12 protein-coding genes are annotated in these 14,875 nt (G+C 43.9%); 1 reads left to right on the forward strand and 11 read right to left on the reverse strand.

Annotated elements, in window-relative coordinates; genetic code table 11:
- Nucleotides 1–8: 8 nt before the first annotated feature.
- The 8 genes from BUB19_RS02970 to BUB19_RS03005 all read right to left on the reverse strand — a co-directional run bounded on the left by BUB19_RS02970 (nt 9) and on the right by BUB19_RS03005 (nt 10,682).
- Nucleotides 9–1,103: a pyridoxal-phosphate dependent enzyme gene (locus BUB19_RS02970; protein ID WP_084096921.1), complete on the reverse strand. Its 1,095-nt coding sequence runs from the start codon at nt 1,101–1,103 to the stop codon at nt 9–11.
- Nucleotides 1,100–1,924, reverse strand: a complete 825-nt coding sequence (locus tag BUB19_RS02975) for an SDR family NAD(P)-dependent oxidoreductase (RefSeq protein WP_073091730.1) — start codon at nt 1,922–1,924, stop codon at nt 1,100–1,102. The genes BUB19_RS02970 and BUB19_RS02975 overlap by 4 nt, the downstream gene beginning before the upstream one ends.
- Nucleotides 1,921–2,826, reverse strand: coding sequence for a succinylglutamate desuccinylase/aspartoacylase family protein (locus tag BUB19_RS02980; RefSeq protein WP_073091733.1), 906 nt, complete (start codon nt 2,824–2,826; stop codon nt 1,921–1,923). The genes BUB19_RS02975 and BUB19_RS02980 overlap by 4 nt, the downstream gene beginning before the upstream one ends.
- A gap of 156 nt (nt 2,827–2,982) precedes the next feature.
- Nucleotides 2,983–4,146, reverse strand: coding sequence for a sialidase family protein (locus tag BUB19_RS02985; RefSeq protein ID WP_073091735.1), 1,164 nt, complete (start codon nt 4,144–4,146; stop codon nt 2,983–2,985).
- An 11-nt stretch (nt 4,147–4,157) separates the two neighbouring features.
- Nucleotides 4,158–5,273 carry a sialidase family protein gene (locus BUB19_RS02990; protein ID WP_073091738.1) on the reverse strand — a complete coding sequence of 372 codons (1,116 nt, stop codon included), beginning with the start codon at nt 5,271–5,273 and terminating at the stop codon, nt 4,158–4,160.
- Nucleotides 5,274–5,301: 28 nt separating this feature from the next.
- The gene (locus tag BUB19_RS02995; protein WP_073091741.1) at nt 5,302–5,937 is read right to left on the reverse strand and encodes an exo-alpha-sialidase; all 636 of its coding nucleotides are present in this window, start codon (nt 5,935–5,937) and stop codon (nt 5,302–5,304) included.
- Nucleotides 5,938–5,972: 35 nt separating this feature from the next.
- On the reverse strand, nt 5,973–7,457 hold the full coding sequence (locus tag BUB19_RS03000) for a RagB/SusD family nutrient uptake outer membrane protein (RefSeq protein ID WP_073091744.1): 1,485 nt from the start codon (nt 7,455–7,457) through the stop codon (nt 5,973–5,975).
- 27 nt (nt 7,458–7,484) lie between these two features.
- Nucleotides 7,485–10,682, reverse strand: a complete 3,198-nt coding sequence (locus BUB19_RS03005) for a SusC/RagA family TonB-linked outer membrane protein (protein ID WP_317041568.1) — start codon at nt 10,680–10,682, stop codon at nt 7,485–7,487.
- A gap of 788 nt (nt 10,683–11,470) precedes the next feature.
- Here BUB19_RS03005 and BUB19_RS03010 point away from each other — a divergent pair.
- Complete coding sequence (locus BUB19_RS03010; RefSeq protein ID WP_073091750.1) at nt 11,471–12,172, forward strand: FadR/GntR family transcriptional regulator; 702 nt, start codon at nt 11,471–11,473, stop codon at nt 12,170–12,172.
- A 60-nt stretch (nt 12,173–12,232) separates the two neighbouring features.
- Here BUB19_RS03010 and BUB19_RS03015 read toward each other — a convergent pair whose 3' ends face one another.
- Genes BUB19_RS03015 through BUB19_RS03025 form a run of 3 tightly spaced genes read right to left on the reverse strand, consistent with a single transcriptional unit; the run spans nt 12,233 to nt 14,797 of the window.
- Nucleotides 12,233–13,087, reverse strand: coding sequence for a fumarylacetoacetate hydrolase family protein (locus BUB19_RS03015; RefSeq protein WP_073091753.1), 855 nt, complete (start codon nt 13,085–13,087; stop codon nt 12,233–12,235).
- A gap of 22 nt (nt 13,088–13,109) precedes the next feature.
- Nucleotides 13,110–13,868: an SDR family NAD(P)-dependent oxidoreductase gene (locus BUB19_RS03020; RefSeq protein WP_073091756.1), complete on the reverse strand. Its 759-nt coding sequence runs from the start codon at nt 13,866–13,868 to the stop codon at nt 13,110–13,112.
- 53 nt (nt 13,869–13,921) lie between these two features.
- Nucleotides 13,922–14,797, reverse strand: coding sequence for a PIG-L deacetylase family protein (locus tag BUB19_RS03025; protein ID WP_073091759.1), 876 nt, complete (start codon nt 14,795–14,797; stop codon nt 13,922–13,924).
- Nucleotides 14,798–14,875 lie beyond the last annotated feature (78 nt).

Consider the following 14,875-nt stretch of genomic DNA (forward strand, 5'->3'; position numbering starts at 1 on the left):
GATTTCAATCATTCCACTCCAAAATAAGCATCCATACTTTCTTCATCCTCCAGGTACTGAACGGGATTCATGTTAATCAAATCTTCTATAGAAGGTGGATCCTTAAATCCATTTCCTGTCACGATGCATACCGCCTTATCCTCTGGTTTCAACTCCCCTGACCGGACGGCTTCCAACCACCCTGCCAAAGAAACAGCTCCGGCAGGCTCGGCGAATATACCCTCTTTCTCTGCCAATAATCGCTGGCATTCGAACACCTTCTTATCCGTTACCAGGTAGCCATTGCCTTTCGTATCTCTACAAGCCTTCAAGGTGTCGTTTCCATCGATTACATTGGCCACCTGCAATCCACTAATTTTTGTAACTGCGTCTGTTACGGGCTGTGCATAATCCAGGCCTAATCTCAGATTGCCAGCAATGGTATTATTGCCTTCAGGTTGAACACAATGTACCCTGGGAACTTCAAAACCAGGGAATCTTTGCCTCCAAAGATGGAAGCCTCTGGCCACTGCCAGTGCCAGCCCTCCTCCTCCTGCGGGAACAAATATATTTTTTGCTTCGGGCATGTCCTCTGCTAATTCAAAACTGATGGATTGCACGCCTTTCATTCCTATCGGGCAATATTTGAAAGCACTAACCTGAATGCGGGTATGGTATTGAACGGCCAATTTTGCGAGCTTATCAAACACCCTTTCACTGATTTCACTGCTAATACCAAAACCCTTTATCATAAATAACTTTGCCCCATAAGCTCTCATCTGCTTCAGTTTCCCCTCGGGAGCACCCTCTACGATGGCAATTTTACAGGGCAAACCCGCAGCAGCAGAATAGGCAGCAAGTGCTGCCCCCGTATTTCCACTGGTTGTAGCCAAACAAATTTTACTTTTTTTGTTCAGAATTTCGGCAATGGCAATAGCTGCAAAGCGATCCTTATATGAGCCCGAGGGGTTCGCGGTTTCAAGCTTGAAATACAAATTGGTCATGCCCATTTCCGGGCCGATATTTTTAGATTGAATTAATGGCGTGTCGCCTTCCCCCAAACTGAATGGGGGGAGATTGGTCGGCAAGTCCATTAAATCCTTGTACTTCCAGATTCCTTTCAAAACTCTTTGGGAAATTGTAAATGTTTGTTTTTATAACTGCTGAAATTATGTGTAAATCCACCGTCCATCACAAGAGCGGTTCCTGTTACAAAAGAGGCTTCTTTGGATGAAAGCCAATATACTCCATTGGCGATTTCTTCAGGGCTAGCACTTCTTTGAAGTGGAGTTTGATTTTCCATATCCCTTACCAGGTTACCGCTGATGTTCTTTCCTTCACAGTCAGTAAAATCCTGACTCAAACTGGTGTGTACATTACCTGGACAGACGGCAATTACCCGGATTCCGGAAGGACCATACAAAGCCGCCATTTCATACGTAATACTAAGTAGGGCACCCTTTGAGGCAACGTAAGCAGGACTGGTTCCGCCGGCTCTGGTAGCCATGATACTACTGACCTGGATAATGACACCAGGTGAACCTACTTTTTCCATGCTTTCGGCCACAAGCCGGCTCAAGAATACCGGAGCTGTCAGACAGATCTTTATCGTTTTTTCCCAATTTTCCAGGGTAATAGTTCGCAGTGTTTCGACCGTTCTCCAGGCCGCATTATTGATCAGGACGTCAATCCTGCCCCACTTTTCGAGGGTATTTTGCACTACTTGTTTGAGGAATTCGCTGTTTGCCAAATCTCCATGAAGAAGGAGACAGTTATCACCCTTTTTCACCGCTGCTACCGTTTCCTCTAATTCCACTTTTTGATCTGCGACCAAAGCGATCAAATCTCCATTTTCGGCGTATTTTTCTACCATGGCCTTCCCAATTCCTCTGGAAGCCCCGGTAATGACAATGACCCTGGGAGAAAAGCTATTCGATTTTTTCATAATATTTCGTTTCCAGCCGATAAAATTCCCGCTAATGCATCCCCCTTTTTTGTCATGGGCACCGCCCTGATCAAAAAAACCTTTCCTTCCTGCCTGGCAAAAACCTCTATTTTTTTCTCATTACTATAATCACAAATATAGCCCAAAAGCTCGTTTTGCCTGACCAGCTGTCCCAGTGCCACCGCTGCCTCAAAAATCCCTTCCTCCGGGGCTGGATACATCTCCTGCAAGTGTCCACTCCCCGGTTGATTATCTTCGATTTTAAGAGTCACTTTGGAATCTCTTCTCACGAATGGTAGCATTCCAAAGTATGCCAATACATTTTTGCAACCGGCTACCAAATCCTCAGTTCCTTTCGGATGAAATCCCCCTCCCAGATATTCCGTATAAATAGCCGGAACATTTTCGTCTCTGGCCACGGATAAGGTTCTTCCCTCCAATAATGGACTTGTCCCCCAAATAATGGGTAGATTGAATGCTTCTGCCATGCCCCGTTGGGTTTCCAGCACTTCTGAATTGGGGTGCAACATGTACCCCGCCAAAGGTGAAATTTCAAATAGATTCCCACCTGTATGCATGTCAATCAAAAAATCAGCTTTCCGGATCAATTTGCTTATTTCGTGGGCTACCTTTTCGGTGATACTTCCCCCTTTTTTTCCCGGACAGGTTCGGGCAAGGTCGAGTCCGTCTAAACCGAGTCTTGCACCAGCTAAAAACGCTCCTTTATTTACCACGGGCACTAAGGTTAACGAACCCTTCCCAATTTTATCCCTCAACTCAACAATTAACTGTCGAACGGCGAGGATGGGTTCGTATTCATCCCCATGTACTCCGGCGATAATCAAGCCTTCGGGTCCCGGTTTTGAACTTCTTATAGTGATAATAGGAAATAGGTTTGCCATGTACAAAACAGCCGATTAGCCAAACTTAAACACGTCGAAGGTATTTTTCCTTTTTCCGCCTGTCCGAAATTTTTGAAAGGGATTTTTCGAACGAAGCCTATTCAACATTAGCATATTTCCAGCTCCAGGAAATAGCGTACCTTATCCTCTTCTTTATTATTCATACAGCCAATCCATATCCACTTTACTAACCTTGGTGACCGAAAGGCCTGTTCCCGCAGGTCGGTTCCCGGCACAATATCCCAACAAAACCTTCTCTCCCACAAAATCCATGGCAATATAACAATACCAACCGTCGGGGTCATCTTCCAGGGTTTTGGTCATTTCCCAGGTTTTTCCCTGGTCTTTTGAAATGGCCGCATTTAAGGGCGTTCTGAGCCTGGATATTTCCGGGTCATCGGATAAATTATTATTCCAAACAGCTAAAAGGTCTCCGGTACTGGGAATACGTTCAATGGTGGCGGGGGATACTGGTGACACCAGGGTGCTTTTTTCCACCTCAGACCAGGTCTCGCCCCTATCTTGGGAATACGAATAGCACTGTACGCCTGCATTGGACCGGATAAACATTAGAATAGATCCGTCTTCCAATTCCACCAAACCGGGCTCTTGAAGAACAATATCCTCCGGGTTGGGAACTTCCTCACTACTATGCCAGTTCTCTCCATTATCATCCGAGTAATAGGAAAAAATATCCCCTTTACCACTCCATTCCATATCCGGACCTGCATGTCTGGCCACCGAAAGCATTAACCTGCCATCCTCCAATTGAATGACCCGGTCATTGTTCAATACAAAATAACCTTCCTTATCTGTAATACAAGGTACGGGGTCTGACCAGGATTCTGTTTCATCCTTAGAGATCCGCATCATGGGAATACAATCATCTGTATCATTTTTCCTTAAATAGAACATGGCAATATCTCCATTTTGTAAGCGAAGCAGGGAGACCGACATAACGTTCATACCACCCTCATTCGGAAGAATCTCCACATCTTCTTCTGTCCAGGTTTCTCCCTGGTCTGAAGAGTACCTGCCTGCCAGATAGGCGGTAGCATGGTCACTCGAAGATTCCCCATAATAATGCGAGTAAACAAAAAGTATTCGACCATCTTTTAGTTGAATGAAATCCCCTTCACTATTTCGGGGATTATTATCTCCGGGATTGAGCACCAGGTTCCTTTCAATACCCTTCTCAACATTTCCGTCGCTGTTTTCTCCGGATGTCTGCTCATTCAATTCTCTACCACCACATCCATAGGCTAACAAGGCCGGTATCACCACAATCTTAAGGATGCTATTAATTTTGTTCTTTTTCATTTCCGTATCTATTATTCGTAAAATTCATGTAAGCTCATTTTCCGCAGTACCAGGGGTATTTTTTCCTTTAGCTCCAGCCGATTTGCGGCCATGTACCCCAGGAGGACTTCATCGTCCAGAAAGGAAATGGCCGTATAACAGAAGAATCCATCTGGGTCATTCTCAAGCTCTTTAATGTGGATCCAACTATTACCTTCATCTTTTGAGACCGCAGCCGTCAGTGGGGTCCTGAAAGAGGCTTTTCCATCGATTGAGCCATCATTGTTATTCCAAATCAATAGGAGATCACCCGTCTTAGGAATCCTCCTGAGCGATGCAGGAGATCTTGGCGACGGAATGTCTGAAGCATAGACTTCCTGCCAGGTATTTCCGTTGTCATGTGATTCACTCAGGTATTGCACCCCGCGATCGGTTCGTAACCACATTTTAATAGTACCAGTTTTCAGTGAAACCAGGCCGGGCTCCTGCAAGACTACTTCCTTTGGATTCGGCAGCTCCATGCTACGCTGCCAGGTTTCTCCGCTATCGTCTGAGTAATAACAATAGATTCGGCCCCGCATACTAAAGTCTTTGCCCGCAACTTTGTGAAGTGAGACTGGTGCCAGCAGTCTTCCTCCGGGAAGTTGAATTACCCGGTCATTGTTTAATACGAAATAACCCTCGGTATCACTAATAATACTTACTGGCTCCGACCAGGTGACGGCCTCGTCATGTGAAATACGCATGTAAGGGGTACAATCGTCCAGCGAATTTTTCCGCGCATAAAAAAGCGCAATGGACCCATCCTGCAGGCGAAGAAAAGAGACAGACATGACATTCATCCCGCCTTCATTGGAGACGATAACTTCATCCTTTTTGGTCCAGGTATTACCTCCATCAGAAGAATACCGACCTGCAATAAAGGCACTCGCATGATCACCTGATCCACCTTCAAATTTAGAATAGGCAAACAAAATCCTTCCATCATTTAATTGAATAAAGCTACCTTCGCTGTTCCGTGGGTTAGCACCCTCCTTACCAATGTGCAAGACAACCTGAGATGGGTTCAGTAGTTCCTGTGCCAGTGAAGGGTTCACAATATTTATTAGGAAAAATCCAACAAAAACGAATAATCTATTTTTTTTCATCAAAGTAGTTTTAGCACAAAAGTGCCGTTTATTGAATAAAATCTTCCTCATTAAGTTTAACCCTGAGACCACCCTGCATAGTAGTAATCCACAATTCTCCCGGATTAATTTCAAAAAGATAAGGATAAGAAATCCTTCTTAATGGAGGACCCATCTTCCGACGGCGGTCTATTTTTGCAATCACTCTTGGATCAGACCAGGTATAACCATCATCTTCAGAAAACGCAATGGATAACTCCTCTCTGTGATTGCTTGCCGCCACTTCTGACCATTGCCTGTCTCCTCCGCTAAGGGGATATTCGCTGGTGCCCTCGGGGAATCTTCTGTGCCAAACCAATACCAATCTGCCACTTTGAAGTCTTTTTAACATAGCAGGAGCCGAACTTGCTTCAATATCAGTGGGTCGGATATTTTCCCAGGTTTTCCCATTGTCGCTACTTATGATACAATCAGTTCCATCTACCGATAAAATATTCCCATTATCCAACTTGACAAACGGTCCCATTTTTAGCCCTTCGATTTCATCCACATCCTGGTGAACCAAGGCTCCTATTGAGATTGATTTTCCATTGTCAGGACCCAAAAAGGCATGTTGGGCATCTGCCAGGTGGCAAAGGTTTACCATACTCACCGTTACAGAAAGAATTATTTTGTGTATGAACATTTAGCTGCCTACTATTCAGATACCATCAAAGTTTTTTATTGTTCGTACCCTGAATTTTGTACTATTTTGGAGTTGAGACTAATGGTTTCCAGGGTTATCGGCCACAGCAATAAGTGGTTTTGTCCAGCCTTGCCCTGAAGGGAGGGTACCTTATCAAAAGCTTGGTCAAAACGAATCAGATCCCACCATCTTTTCCCTTCAAAGGCCAATTCAAACAACCTTTCCTGCAGAATGGCCTCGTTATTTTCAGATTGGGATCCATTGGTAAATTCATACATCGGGAAATTATCTCCATAAGCCCGGCTTCTGACCAAATTTATTTCCTGCGAAGGATCCTGACCAAGTGCATTTTTGACTTCCGCTATCAGGAGTAATAATTCAGCATACCGGTAAATGACAATATCATCCAGAAACCTTCTGGTGCCTCCTTCTGAATAACCGTTACCTTTAAGCACAATAGAGGTAATAAAAGTGTTATCTTCCTCATTTGAATATATTTCGAGAAAACTTGCTGACTTTCTGCTATCCTCTTCAGTAAACTGATTTCTCATGGTAGCAGAAGGCGCCCACCAATTGAAACCTCCTGGGGTTCCGATCGTTTCCAGCGTCTGTTGGTCATAAGTATCCCTAATATCCAATGCATTGATGTACATATCTGAATACATGTTATTGGAAGACTCAAAATCGCTGAAATGTACGGCAAAGATGATTTCCTGATTTCCTTTATTGTCAAAATCAAAAACCCTGGAGTAATCATCCAAAAGACTCAGATTCGCAGATTTAGCATCATTTAATGCATTTAATGCCGTGGTAAAATCTGCTTCTCCTCCCCCCATTGTCTTTCCAGTCCATAAATAAACATCCCCTTTCAGTATATTGGCCGCAGGCTTGGACCACATGGCCCGACCTGCAGGAAACTCATTGTTTGGAAACAAATTAATGGCCTCATCAAGATCACTTTTAATCAAATCAAAAATAGCCGAAACAGCCGCTCTTTCCTGAAAGGTAGTCTGCGCATCATAGCCTTCTACAGGCACAGTCACCAAAGGGACATCCCCCCATGTTTTGGCCAGTACAAAATACACAAAGGCCCTCATTGTATAAGCCTGGGCTAACAAATCATTCTTCTTGGCTTCACTGGGAAATGATATATCGGGAACATTTTCTATCACCAGGTTGGCATAATTAATCACCCGGTAGGACTGCAGCCAATCCAGATCCGCATTACCCTCATTCATATCATTTTCAAAATATTTCTGTCTGAAATCTGCATTTTGAATTCCATGTCCCATCACTTCACTTCTGGCTTCACCCATGTAAAACAATGACCGGGAGGCCAGGTTTCTAAACTGGTTATACATTCCGATGACTCCACCGGTTGCATCCTGTTCCGATTGCCAAAAGGAATTGGCCCCTATAGAACTAATTGGCGCTAATTCCAAAGGTTCTGTGCAGGAATAATTCAGCAGGAAAACCATCATTCCAAGAAGGTAACTCTTTTTATTAACTAACATTTTCATGACATTTTCTGTTTGATCAGGACTTGATTAAAGCGAAAGGTTGATACCTAACATGATATTTCGTGGAACAGGAAAACGTCCCCTGTTAAGCCCTCCATCCTCGGGTGAAAGACCACTAAAATTGGTAAAGTAGTACAGGTTATTACCGGTAAGGTTGATCCGGATCCCTTCTATACCAATCCTTTTGTACCAGTCAGCCATGTAACTGTAACTCAAAGTGAGCTCTCTTAAAGCCAGGTAATCCCCCCTTTCATAATTTAATGAACTACCTCCACCATTATTAAGATTTCTCGGATCCCCTCTCCAATAATTGCTTTGGGCTACCTGATCTGCCCAGTAAAATCTGGGAACGTCAGTCACATCTCCCTGGTTTTCCCAGGATCTCAGGATGTTTGAACTCATATTGGTATTTCCGACAAACTGACCATCCAGGTTTGCCCGCACATAATTATAAATGGTATGTCCGGTCGTATAGTCCATTCTCAGGTAAAGGTTGATCCCTTTATAATTCACATTATTGGTAAATCCACCGGTCCATTTTGGAAAAATATTACCCATATATACCCTGTCCCTGGTATCAATCACACCATTCTCATCCACATCCAGCCAATCCACATCTCCCCCAAGTCGGGTACGGTCAGGTCCGGCCATGATCAAATCCTGAGGTGCTTCAGCGGCTGCCTGGTCTGTAGGAAAAACGGATTGATATTGGTAACCATACATTTCTCCTATTTGGCCACCTTCCTGTAAGCCACCTTTCCAGACATAATCTCCTACGGACCGGTCATATACTAATAATCCGCCAATTCGGTTGTTCTCATTGTCATTCTCAGGCAATTCCAGTATTTTATTCCTGACAAAAGAAGAATTGAATCCAATATTCCACATCCAGTCTTTTGTTTCAAGTAGATTTAAATTGACCTCAAGCTCAACGCCGCTGTTTTCCAAACTACCTAGATTAGTTAAGATACTGGTAAACCCCGTCAACTTCGGCATGGCCAGTGTAGTAATAAGATTAGAAGTCACACGCTGGTAGTAGTCAAACAGTAATGTGACCTTATTGTCGAACAGACTTGCGTCAAAACCGATGTCAAACGTTCTGGATTCTTCCCATTTAAGGTTGGGGTTGGCAATAGTGGTGTACTCTACCGCGGCGTTTCCCTGATAAATGGACCCAACGCTGTAAGCTCCCTGTGACTGAAAATCCCCCAAATTTCCCAGGTTACCATTCAGCCCGTAACTTGCTCTCAACTTGAACCGGTCTACTCCTGCCGGACTATTCCAAAAATCTTCATTATGTAGGTTCCAACCCGCTGAAATCCCGGGGAAAAATCCCCATTTATATTCGGAGCCCAGGTTAGAAGCACCATCGTATCTCGCGCTTACGGAAACCAGGTATTTGTTGTCAAAATCGTAATTCGCCCTGCCAAAGTACCCGAGGATCAATTGCTTTCCTTTGCTGCTGGAAACCTGAACTGGCTCTCCTGAAGCATTTAATGTGGGGATAAGGTCTGTGGCCGCTCCCCTTCCCTCAGCAAAAAGACGATAGTTGTCTCTCTGGTACAATGAATACCCCAGGGTAGCATTAAGGTTGTGTAGTTCATTGAAACTCCTTTCGTAATTAAAAACTGCATCTACTTGAATTTGCTCCCAGTTTTCCTGAGTCCCGGTCGCATTCCTGTCCTCTACCAGTTGGGTAGGTGAATTTAGATAAGACATTAAAAAAGTGTTGGCAGTATTGGTTCTTGAAAACAGCGAAGCGGAAGGCTCAAAACTCAGCCCGGGTGCAAGTTCCCAGTTAGCACCTCCACTCAGGGTCATGATGCTTAACGTATTGTCGTTTTTACTTCTGCTCAGATGGTACGCAGGATTTCCCAAAGAACGATTGACCCCAGGAGACAGCGTCCCATCTTCAAAAGTATATTTGGCAGTAGGAGGAGTAGCGATTGATCTTTCGAATAAATTATTTTCACTATACACTAAATTATCTGATGATCTGGTAAAATTTAAGCCCCCGAATACAAAGAGTTTTTCATTTACTTTCAACCTGCCATTCATATTGGCTGTAAATCTTTTATAATTGGTGGTAATGGCCGTACCATCCATATCCGCATAACCTACCCCAATATTAAAAGTTGCCTTTTCAGATCCACCGGATAAATTCAGGTAGTGGTCATGTGTGATTGCTGTTCTAAACAAAACATCCTGCCAATCCACATTATCAAAAATGATGGTTTTAGAAGGATCCAGGGGATCTGGCATGCTCTCCCATCCCTCGTTGAGCTTGTATTCATTTTCAGCTGTGAGGTATTGCGTGGTGTATGCGGTATTGTTGGTTAGGTCATTCCCTATCCCAAACCCGAAAGAACCGTCCAGCATAGGAAGCCTCCCCGGTGATTTTTCTCCGGTAGCCGCCACCCCTAATCTTCCATAATAGATATAATCTCGTGCCGACAAGAGGTCGTATTTTTCCCTTAGTTGGGAAGCACCAATGGTATACCGATAGGTCACTTTCGTATCACCTGCTTTTCCACTTTTAGTAGTTAAAATCACCACTCCGTTGGAAGCCCGAGAACCGTAAATGGCCGTGGAGGCGGCATCCTTCAGTACCTGCATGGACTCAATATCCATGGGGTTTATACCCTGTATATCATCCCGTATCACCCCGTCCACCACATATAGTGGCTGGGCACCATTGGGGTTGTTAATAGATGTCCCGCCCCTGACTATAATTCTGGGAGCTGCCCCCGGCTGACCGCTTAGGGTTTGTACCCTTACTCCCGAGACGGTACCCTGCAAGGCCGATGCTGCGTTTCCTAAGGGCACATTTTCCAAAACCTTGGTATCCAAGGTGCTTACGGCCGTAGTCAGCTTTTCCCTGGATTGCTCGCCATAGCCCACCACGATGATTTCTTCCAATGCACCCACATCGGGGGAAAGACTTACATTGACGGTAGATTGATTGCCTACCCTAATTTCTTCTGTAGCAAACCCTATGGCCGAAAACCTCAAAACTGGATCATCTCCAGAAACCGTCAAACTGAAGTTGCCATCCAAATCAGTAACCGCCCCTATGGTGGTGCCTACCACGAGAATGTTGACTCCGGGAATCGTAGTATTCCCTTCTTCTGATGTCACCGTTCCATTTACACTACGGGACTGCCCCCAGCTTTGCCCCATCCCGATTAACATAACCAGGAAAGCTGTTGCATGCAGTCGTCTCAAGAAACCAGTACAGTTTTTCCACATATTTGTAGTATTTATATTGTATTATTACTCCTTATTTACTTTATTTAACTGTTTATAAGTTATTTACAGCCATATATTATGTATTATTTATTCAAATATAAGCAATTATTAAATCTGTCAAAATTTCATTCATTATTTTTTTTTAAGCACAACCTCCCCTATCATCTTTGAGGCATACGGGCATCTCGCACACCTATCCGAAAATAATCCGGGCATCACTCAGGCTTTCTTCTCATTTTAAAGGTGCCGATTGAGCTGTTTTTTACATTAACCTCCAATTTACTTTGGCCCTGAGGTACCATTTTTCATTTCAACTTGAAGACAACACCAGAATTTCTGCTTGAATGTCTGTAATTTCTTTGCTTCTGACTTTAAATCTGAAAACGGCTTGGGGGGATGCCAAACTGTCTTCAGGAATGGAAAAATGATTCAATGTTCTGATTGGTACTCACTTCCAGCTTTGAGGCATCCTCAGTATCCATCGGGAAATTCAAGACCATTCCTCCACTTGAGCACACGTTGGTATAAATGGTTTCAGCAAGCAAAGTCAACTTTCTATTATGTATTATTTATTTAAATTTGTACAATAATCCCCACATATGCAAGCATTTAAATACTTAAATTAAATCATTATTTTTCAATATTTTGTTGGTTTTTTAGCGAATTCAAAAACTCGATTAGAAGATTGTGCAGGCATCTTTTAAAAAATTATTTTAATAATACTTATTATATTTGCGTCTTTAATCCATCTAAAAATAGCGCTTGTGAAAGCATTAAAAGTTAAACCTAAGCCGGTATTCGACCAATCTTTATCGTTGGTGGACAAGGTAGAAATGAATCTTAGGGAGTATTTTACTGAAGCCAATTTACAGCCCGGGGATGCGATCCCAAAAGAAGCAGAACTGGCCGAATCAATGGGGGTCAGCCGAACGGCTTTGCGAGAAGCATTGTCCAGACTCAGAACTCTTGGTTTGATAGAATCCAAACGGAACAGAGGAATCATTTTAACACAGCCTGATATTTTGGGGAGTTTTGAGCGTGTGCTCAACCCAATGCTGTTAGACAGTGCTACACTTCAGGACATTTTTGAGTTGAGACTTGTACTTGAAATGGGTATCGCTGACCTACTTTTTATCCGGAAAACTGACGAAAGCATCCGGAAATTAGCGTCGTTAGTGGAAAAAGAAGAAAATACCAAAGATCGTTTTTTAAAAAACAGGTATGATGCGGAATTCCACTCTATGCTTTATGAAATTTCCGGCAACCAAACATTACTACGCTTTCAAAAAATGTTGCACCCAATATTTAATTTCGTTCATAGCGGACAAATCATCGGAAAAACAGAAGTTAAAAATGCGGTCAAACATCGGGATTTACTAAATGAATTAAAAGAAGGTACTCCTTCCAGTTTCCGGGAAAAAATGAGCATTCATTTAAAGGTATATTTTGATAACGTTGACGAATAAAGAGAAGGTAAATTGGCTTTACCTTCTCCTTTCGTTAAAATGTGATTTGATACAGTTACCTTACAATTCCTGAACTTTTTGCCTGGAAACACCCAACCCATCAATTCCGAGTTCTACTTCATCACCTGCTTTAAGATAAGTTGGCGGCTTTAGCCCCATGCCCACACCCGCAGGAGTACCGGTACTGATGATGTCTCCGGGCAACAAGCTCATGTACTGGCTGATGTAGCTGACCAATTGCGGTACGTTGAATACCAAATCTGAGGTATTGCTATCCTGCATCATTTTCCCATTAACCTTCAACCATAGCCTCAGGTTATGGGGGTCTTTGATTTCATCTTTGCTTACCAGATAAGGGCCCACAGGAGCGAATGTATCACAACTCTTTCCCTTGACCCATTGCCCGCCATGGTTCAACTGAAAATCCCTTTCACTGACATCATTGTGTAAAACATACCCAAACACATGGTCCATGGCGTCTTCTTCTGACACGTAACTGGCTTTCTTACCGATAACAATGGCCAATTCCACTTCCCAGTCAGTAGCTTTTGAGTTTCTGGGGATGATAATTGGATCAAAAGGTCCGGTCAGCGCAGAGGTTGCTTTCATGAATAAAACCGGTTGCCTGGGTACGTCCATGCCGCTTTCTTTGGCGTGAAGGGAGTAATTTAACCCTACGCACATGATCTTGGAAGGAAAGGGCACAGGCGAACCCAGCCTTTCGTTATCGTCAATTTCCGGGCATTCAGCCGAATGGCGTTCCAGCCATTCTTCAAGCTGTTTCAGGTGCTCGCTATTCCCTAAAAAATCGGCATTCCAGTCAAAACCTGAGGCTGAAGAATCCAGCTTTTTTCCTGCTGCAGTTACAAGCCCCGGTTTTTCCTGGCCGGGTTTTCCAAATCGTATTAATTTCATAGTTCTACTTACTTTTTATGGGTTACATTTTTAATTTACAAAATCCTCCGTCTACCAGGTAGTCTGCTCCTGTGAGGAAAGCTGCCTCATCGGAAGCCAAAAAATAAGCCATATTGGCCACCTCTTCCGGGCTGCCCATGCGCCCTACCGGTTGCGTGGCTGCCAATTGGTCAAAAACTTCTTTCTCTTTTCCAGGGTAAGTTTTTGCAAGGTAATCATCTACAAAGGGCGTATGGATCCTCGCCGGCGAAATGGCATTGCACCTGATGTTGTCTTTTACATAGTCCCGGGCCATGGTAAGGGTCATATTCAATACCGCTCCCTTTGACATGGAGTATGCAAAACGATCCGGTATCCCCATGGTAGCTGCTACCGAGGCCATATTGATGATTACCCCTCCACCCTGGGATCTCATCCTGCCAATTACTGCCCTCGAGCAATTGTATACCCCTTTGACATTTACCGCAAAAAGCCGGTCCATATCCGCTTCTTCGGTGGTCTCCAAATTACCTATATGTGAGACTCCGGCATTGTTTACCAATACATCCAGATTACCGCCAATATTTCCAATGACCTCCTTAACCTGGGACTGGTCCGATACATCCAACTGCTTGAAGTAGACCTGTAAGCCCTCTCCGGTCAAATCTGCTACTGCCTTTTCTCCGCTTTCCTGATTAAAATCCAGCAGGTATACAATAGCTCCGGACCTGGCAAACTTCTTCACAATCGCCAATCCTATCCCGCTGGCACCACCGGTGATCAAAACATTTTTATTCTTCATGCGTTTAGGTTTCTTTTGATTTTCAATTTTCGGTTATTTAATGCCCAAAAAATTTACTTCCCCAACATGGGAAAGAGCTTTTTTAATGCTTCATCAGAGGGCTGAGAGCCGTATTCACAGACCTCAAAAGCCTCAGCATATTGTACTTCAGCAGCTCTGGAAGCACCATACCATTTCTCCAGGCTCTCTCTTACGGCATCATTTATACTGCCAAAGCGCTTGCCTTTTAACCAGTTCTTTCTCTCTGACTTGTCTACAGGTACCTCATCGGCATACCCACCAATCCAGGGCAGCCACTCATAGAACTGCGATTCATGGGCATCCATTCCGTCGATTTTCTTATCTATCACCCTGCTGATATCAACGGCAACATCTGGTTCGAAGGGATTGGGCTTTTGGAAATGATCCTGAAAATACAAGAAAACCGGATTCTTATCCAATGCGGGCGTATCCGGAGCAATATTGGGTACTCCTACCATATAAGCTGCATCTTGTACCAATACCCCGGTATACCGGTGATCGGGGTGATAATCGTTGGGTCGGGGAGCAATGACCACATCCGCATCCCATTCCCGTATTTTCCGAATGATCTGTAACCTTACTTCCAATGTGGGCAACAATTCCCCGTCGTGGTTATCAAGCACATCATACGCTACTCCAAGCCTGCGGGCTACCTCCTGAGTTTCGGCTATCCTGCGCTTGGCCAGCATTCCACCGCCCTCTTCCATATGTCCGGCATCACCGTTGGTCACTGAGACAAATTTGACCTTATGGCCCATTTCCACAAAGAGGGCTGCTGTACCTCCACCCTTGATGTCACAATCATCCGGGTGGGCTCCGATCATGATGATCCGGAGAGGGGCTTCCTGTGCTATCGTTAATGAAATCGAAAATACACAAAATAATAATGCAAGGAATTTTGGTTTCATAGTTTTTTTATTGGTTCGTAAAAGATGAGGGTTGAAGTTAGTCATTTCGACCTGTTTTGCCAATCCGGCATTTTAAAT

The sequence above is a fragment of the Cyclobacterium lianum genome (assembly GCF_900143075.1).
In the GTDB taxonomy this organism is placed as follows: Bacteria; Bacteroidota; Bacteroidia; order Cytophagales; family Cyclobacteriaceae; genus Cyclobacterium; species Cyclobacterium lianum.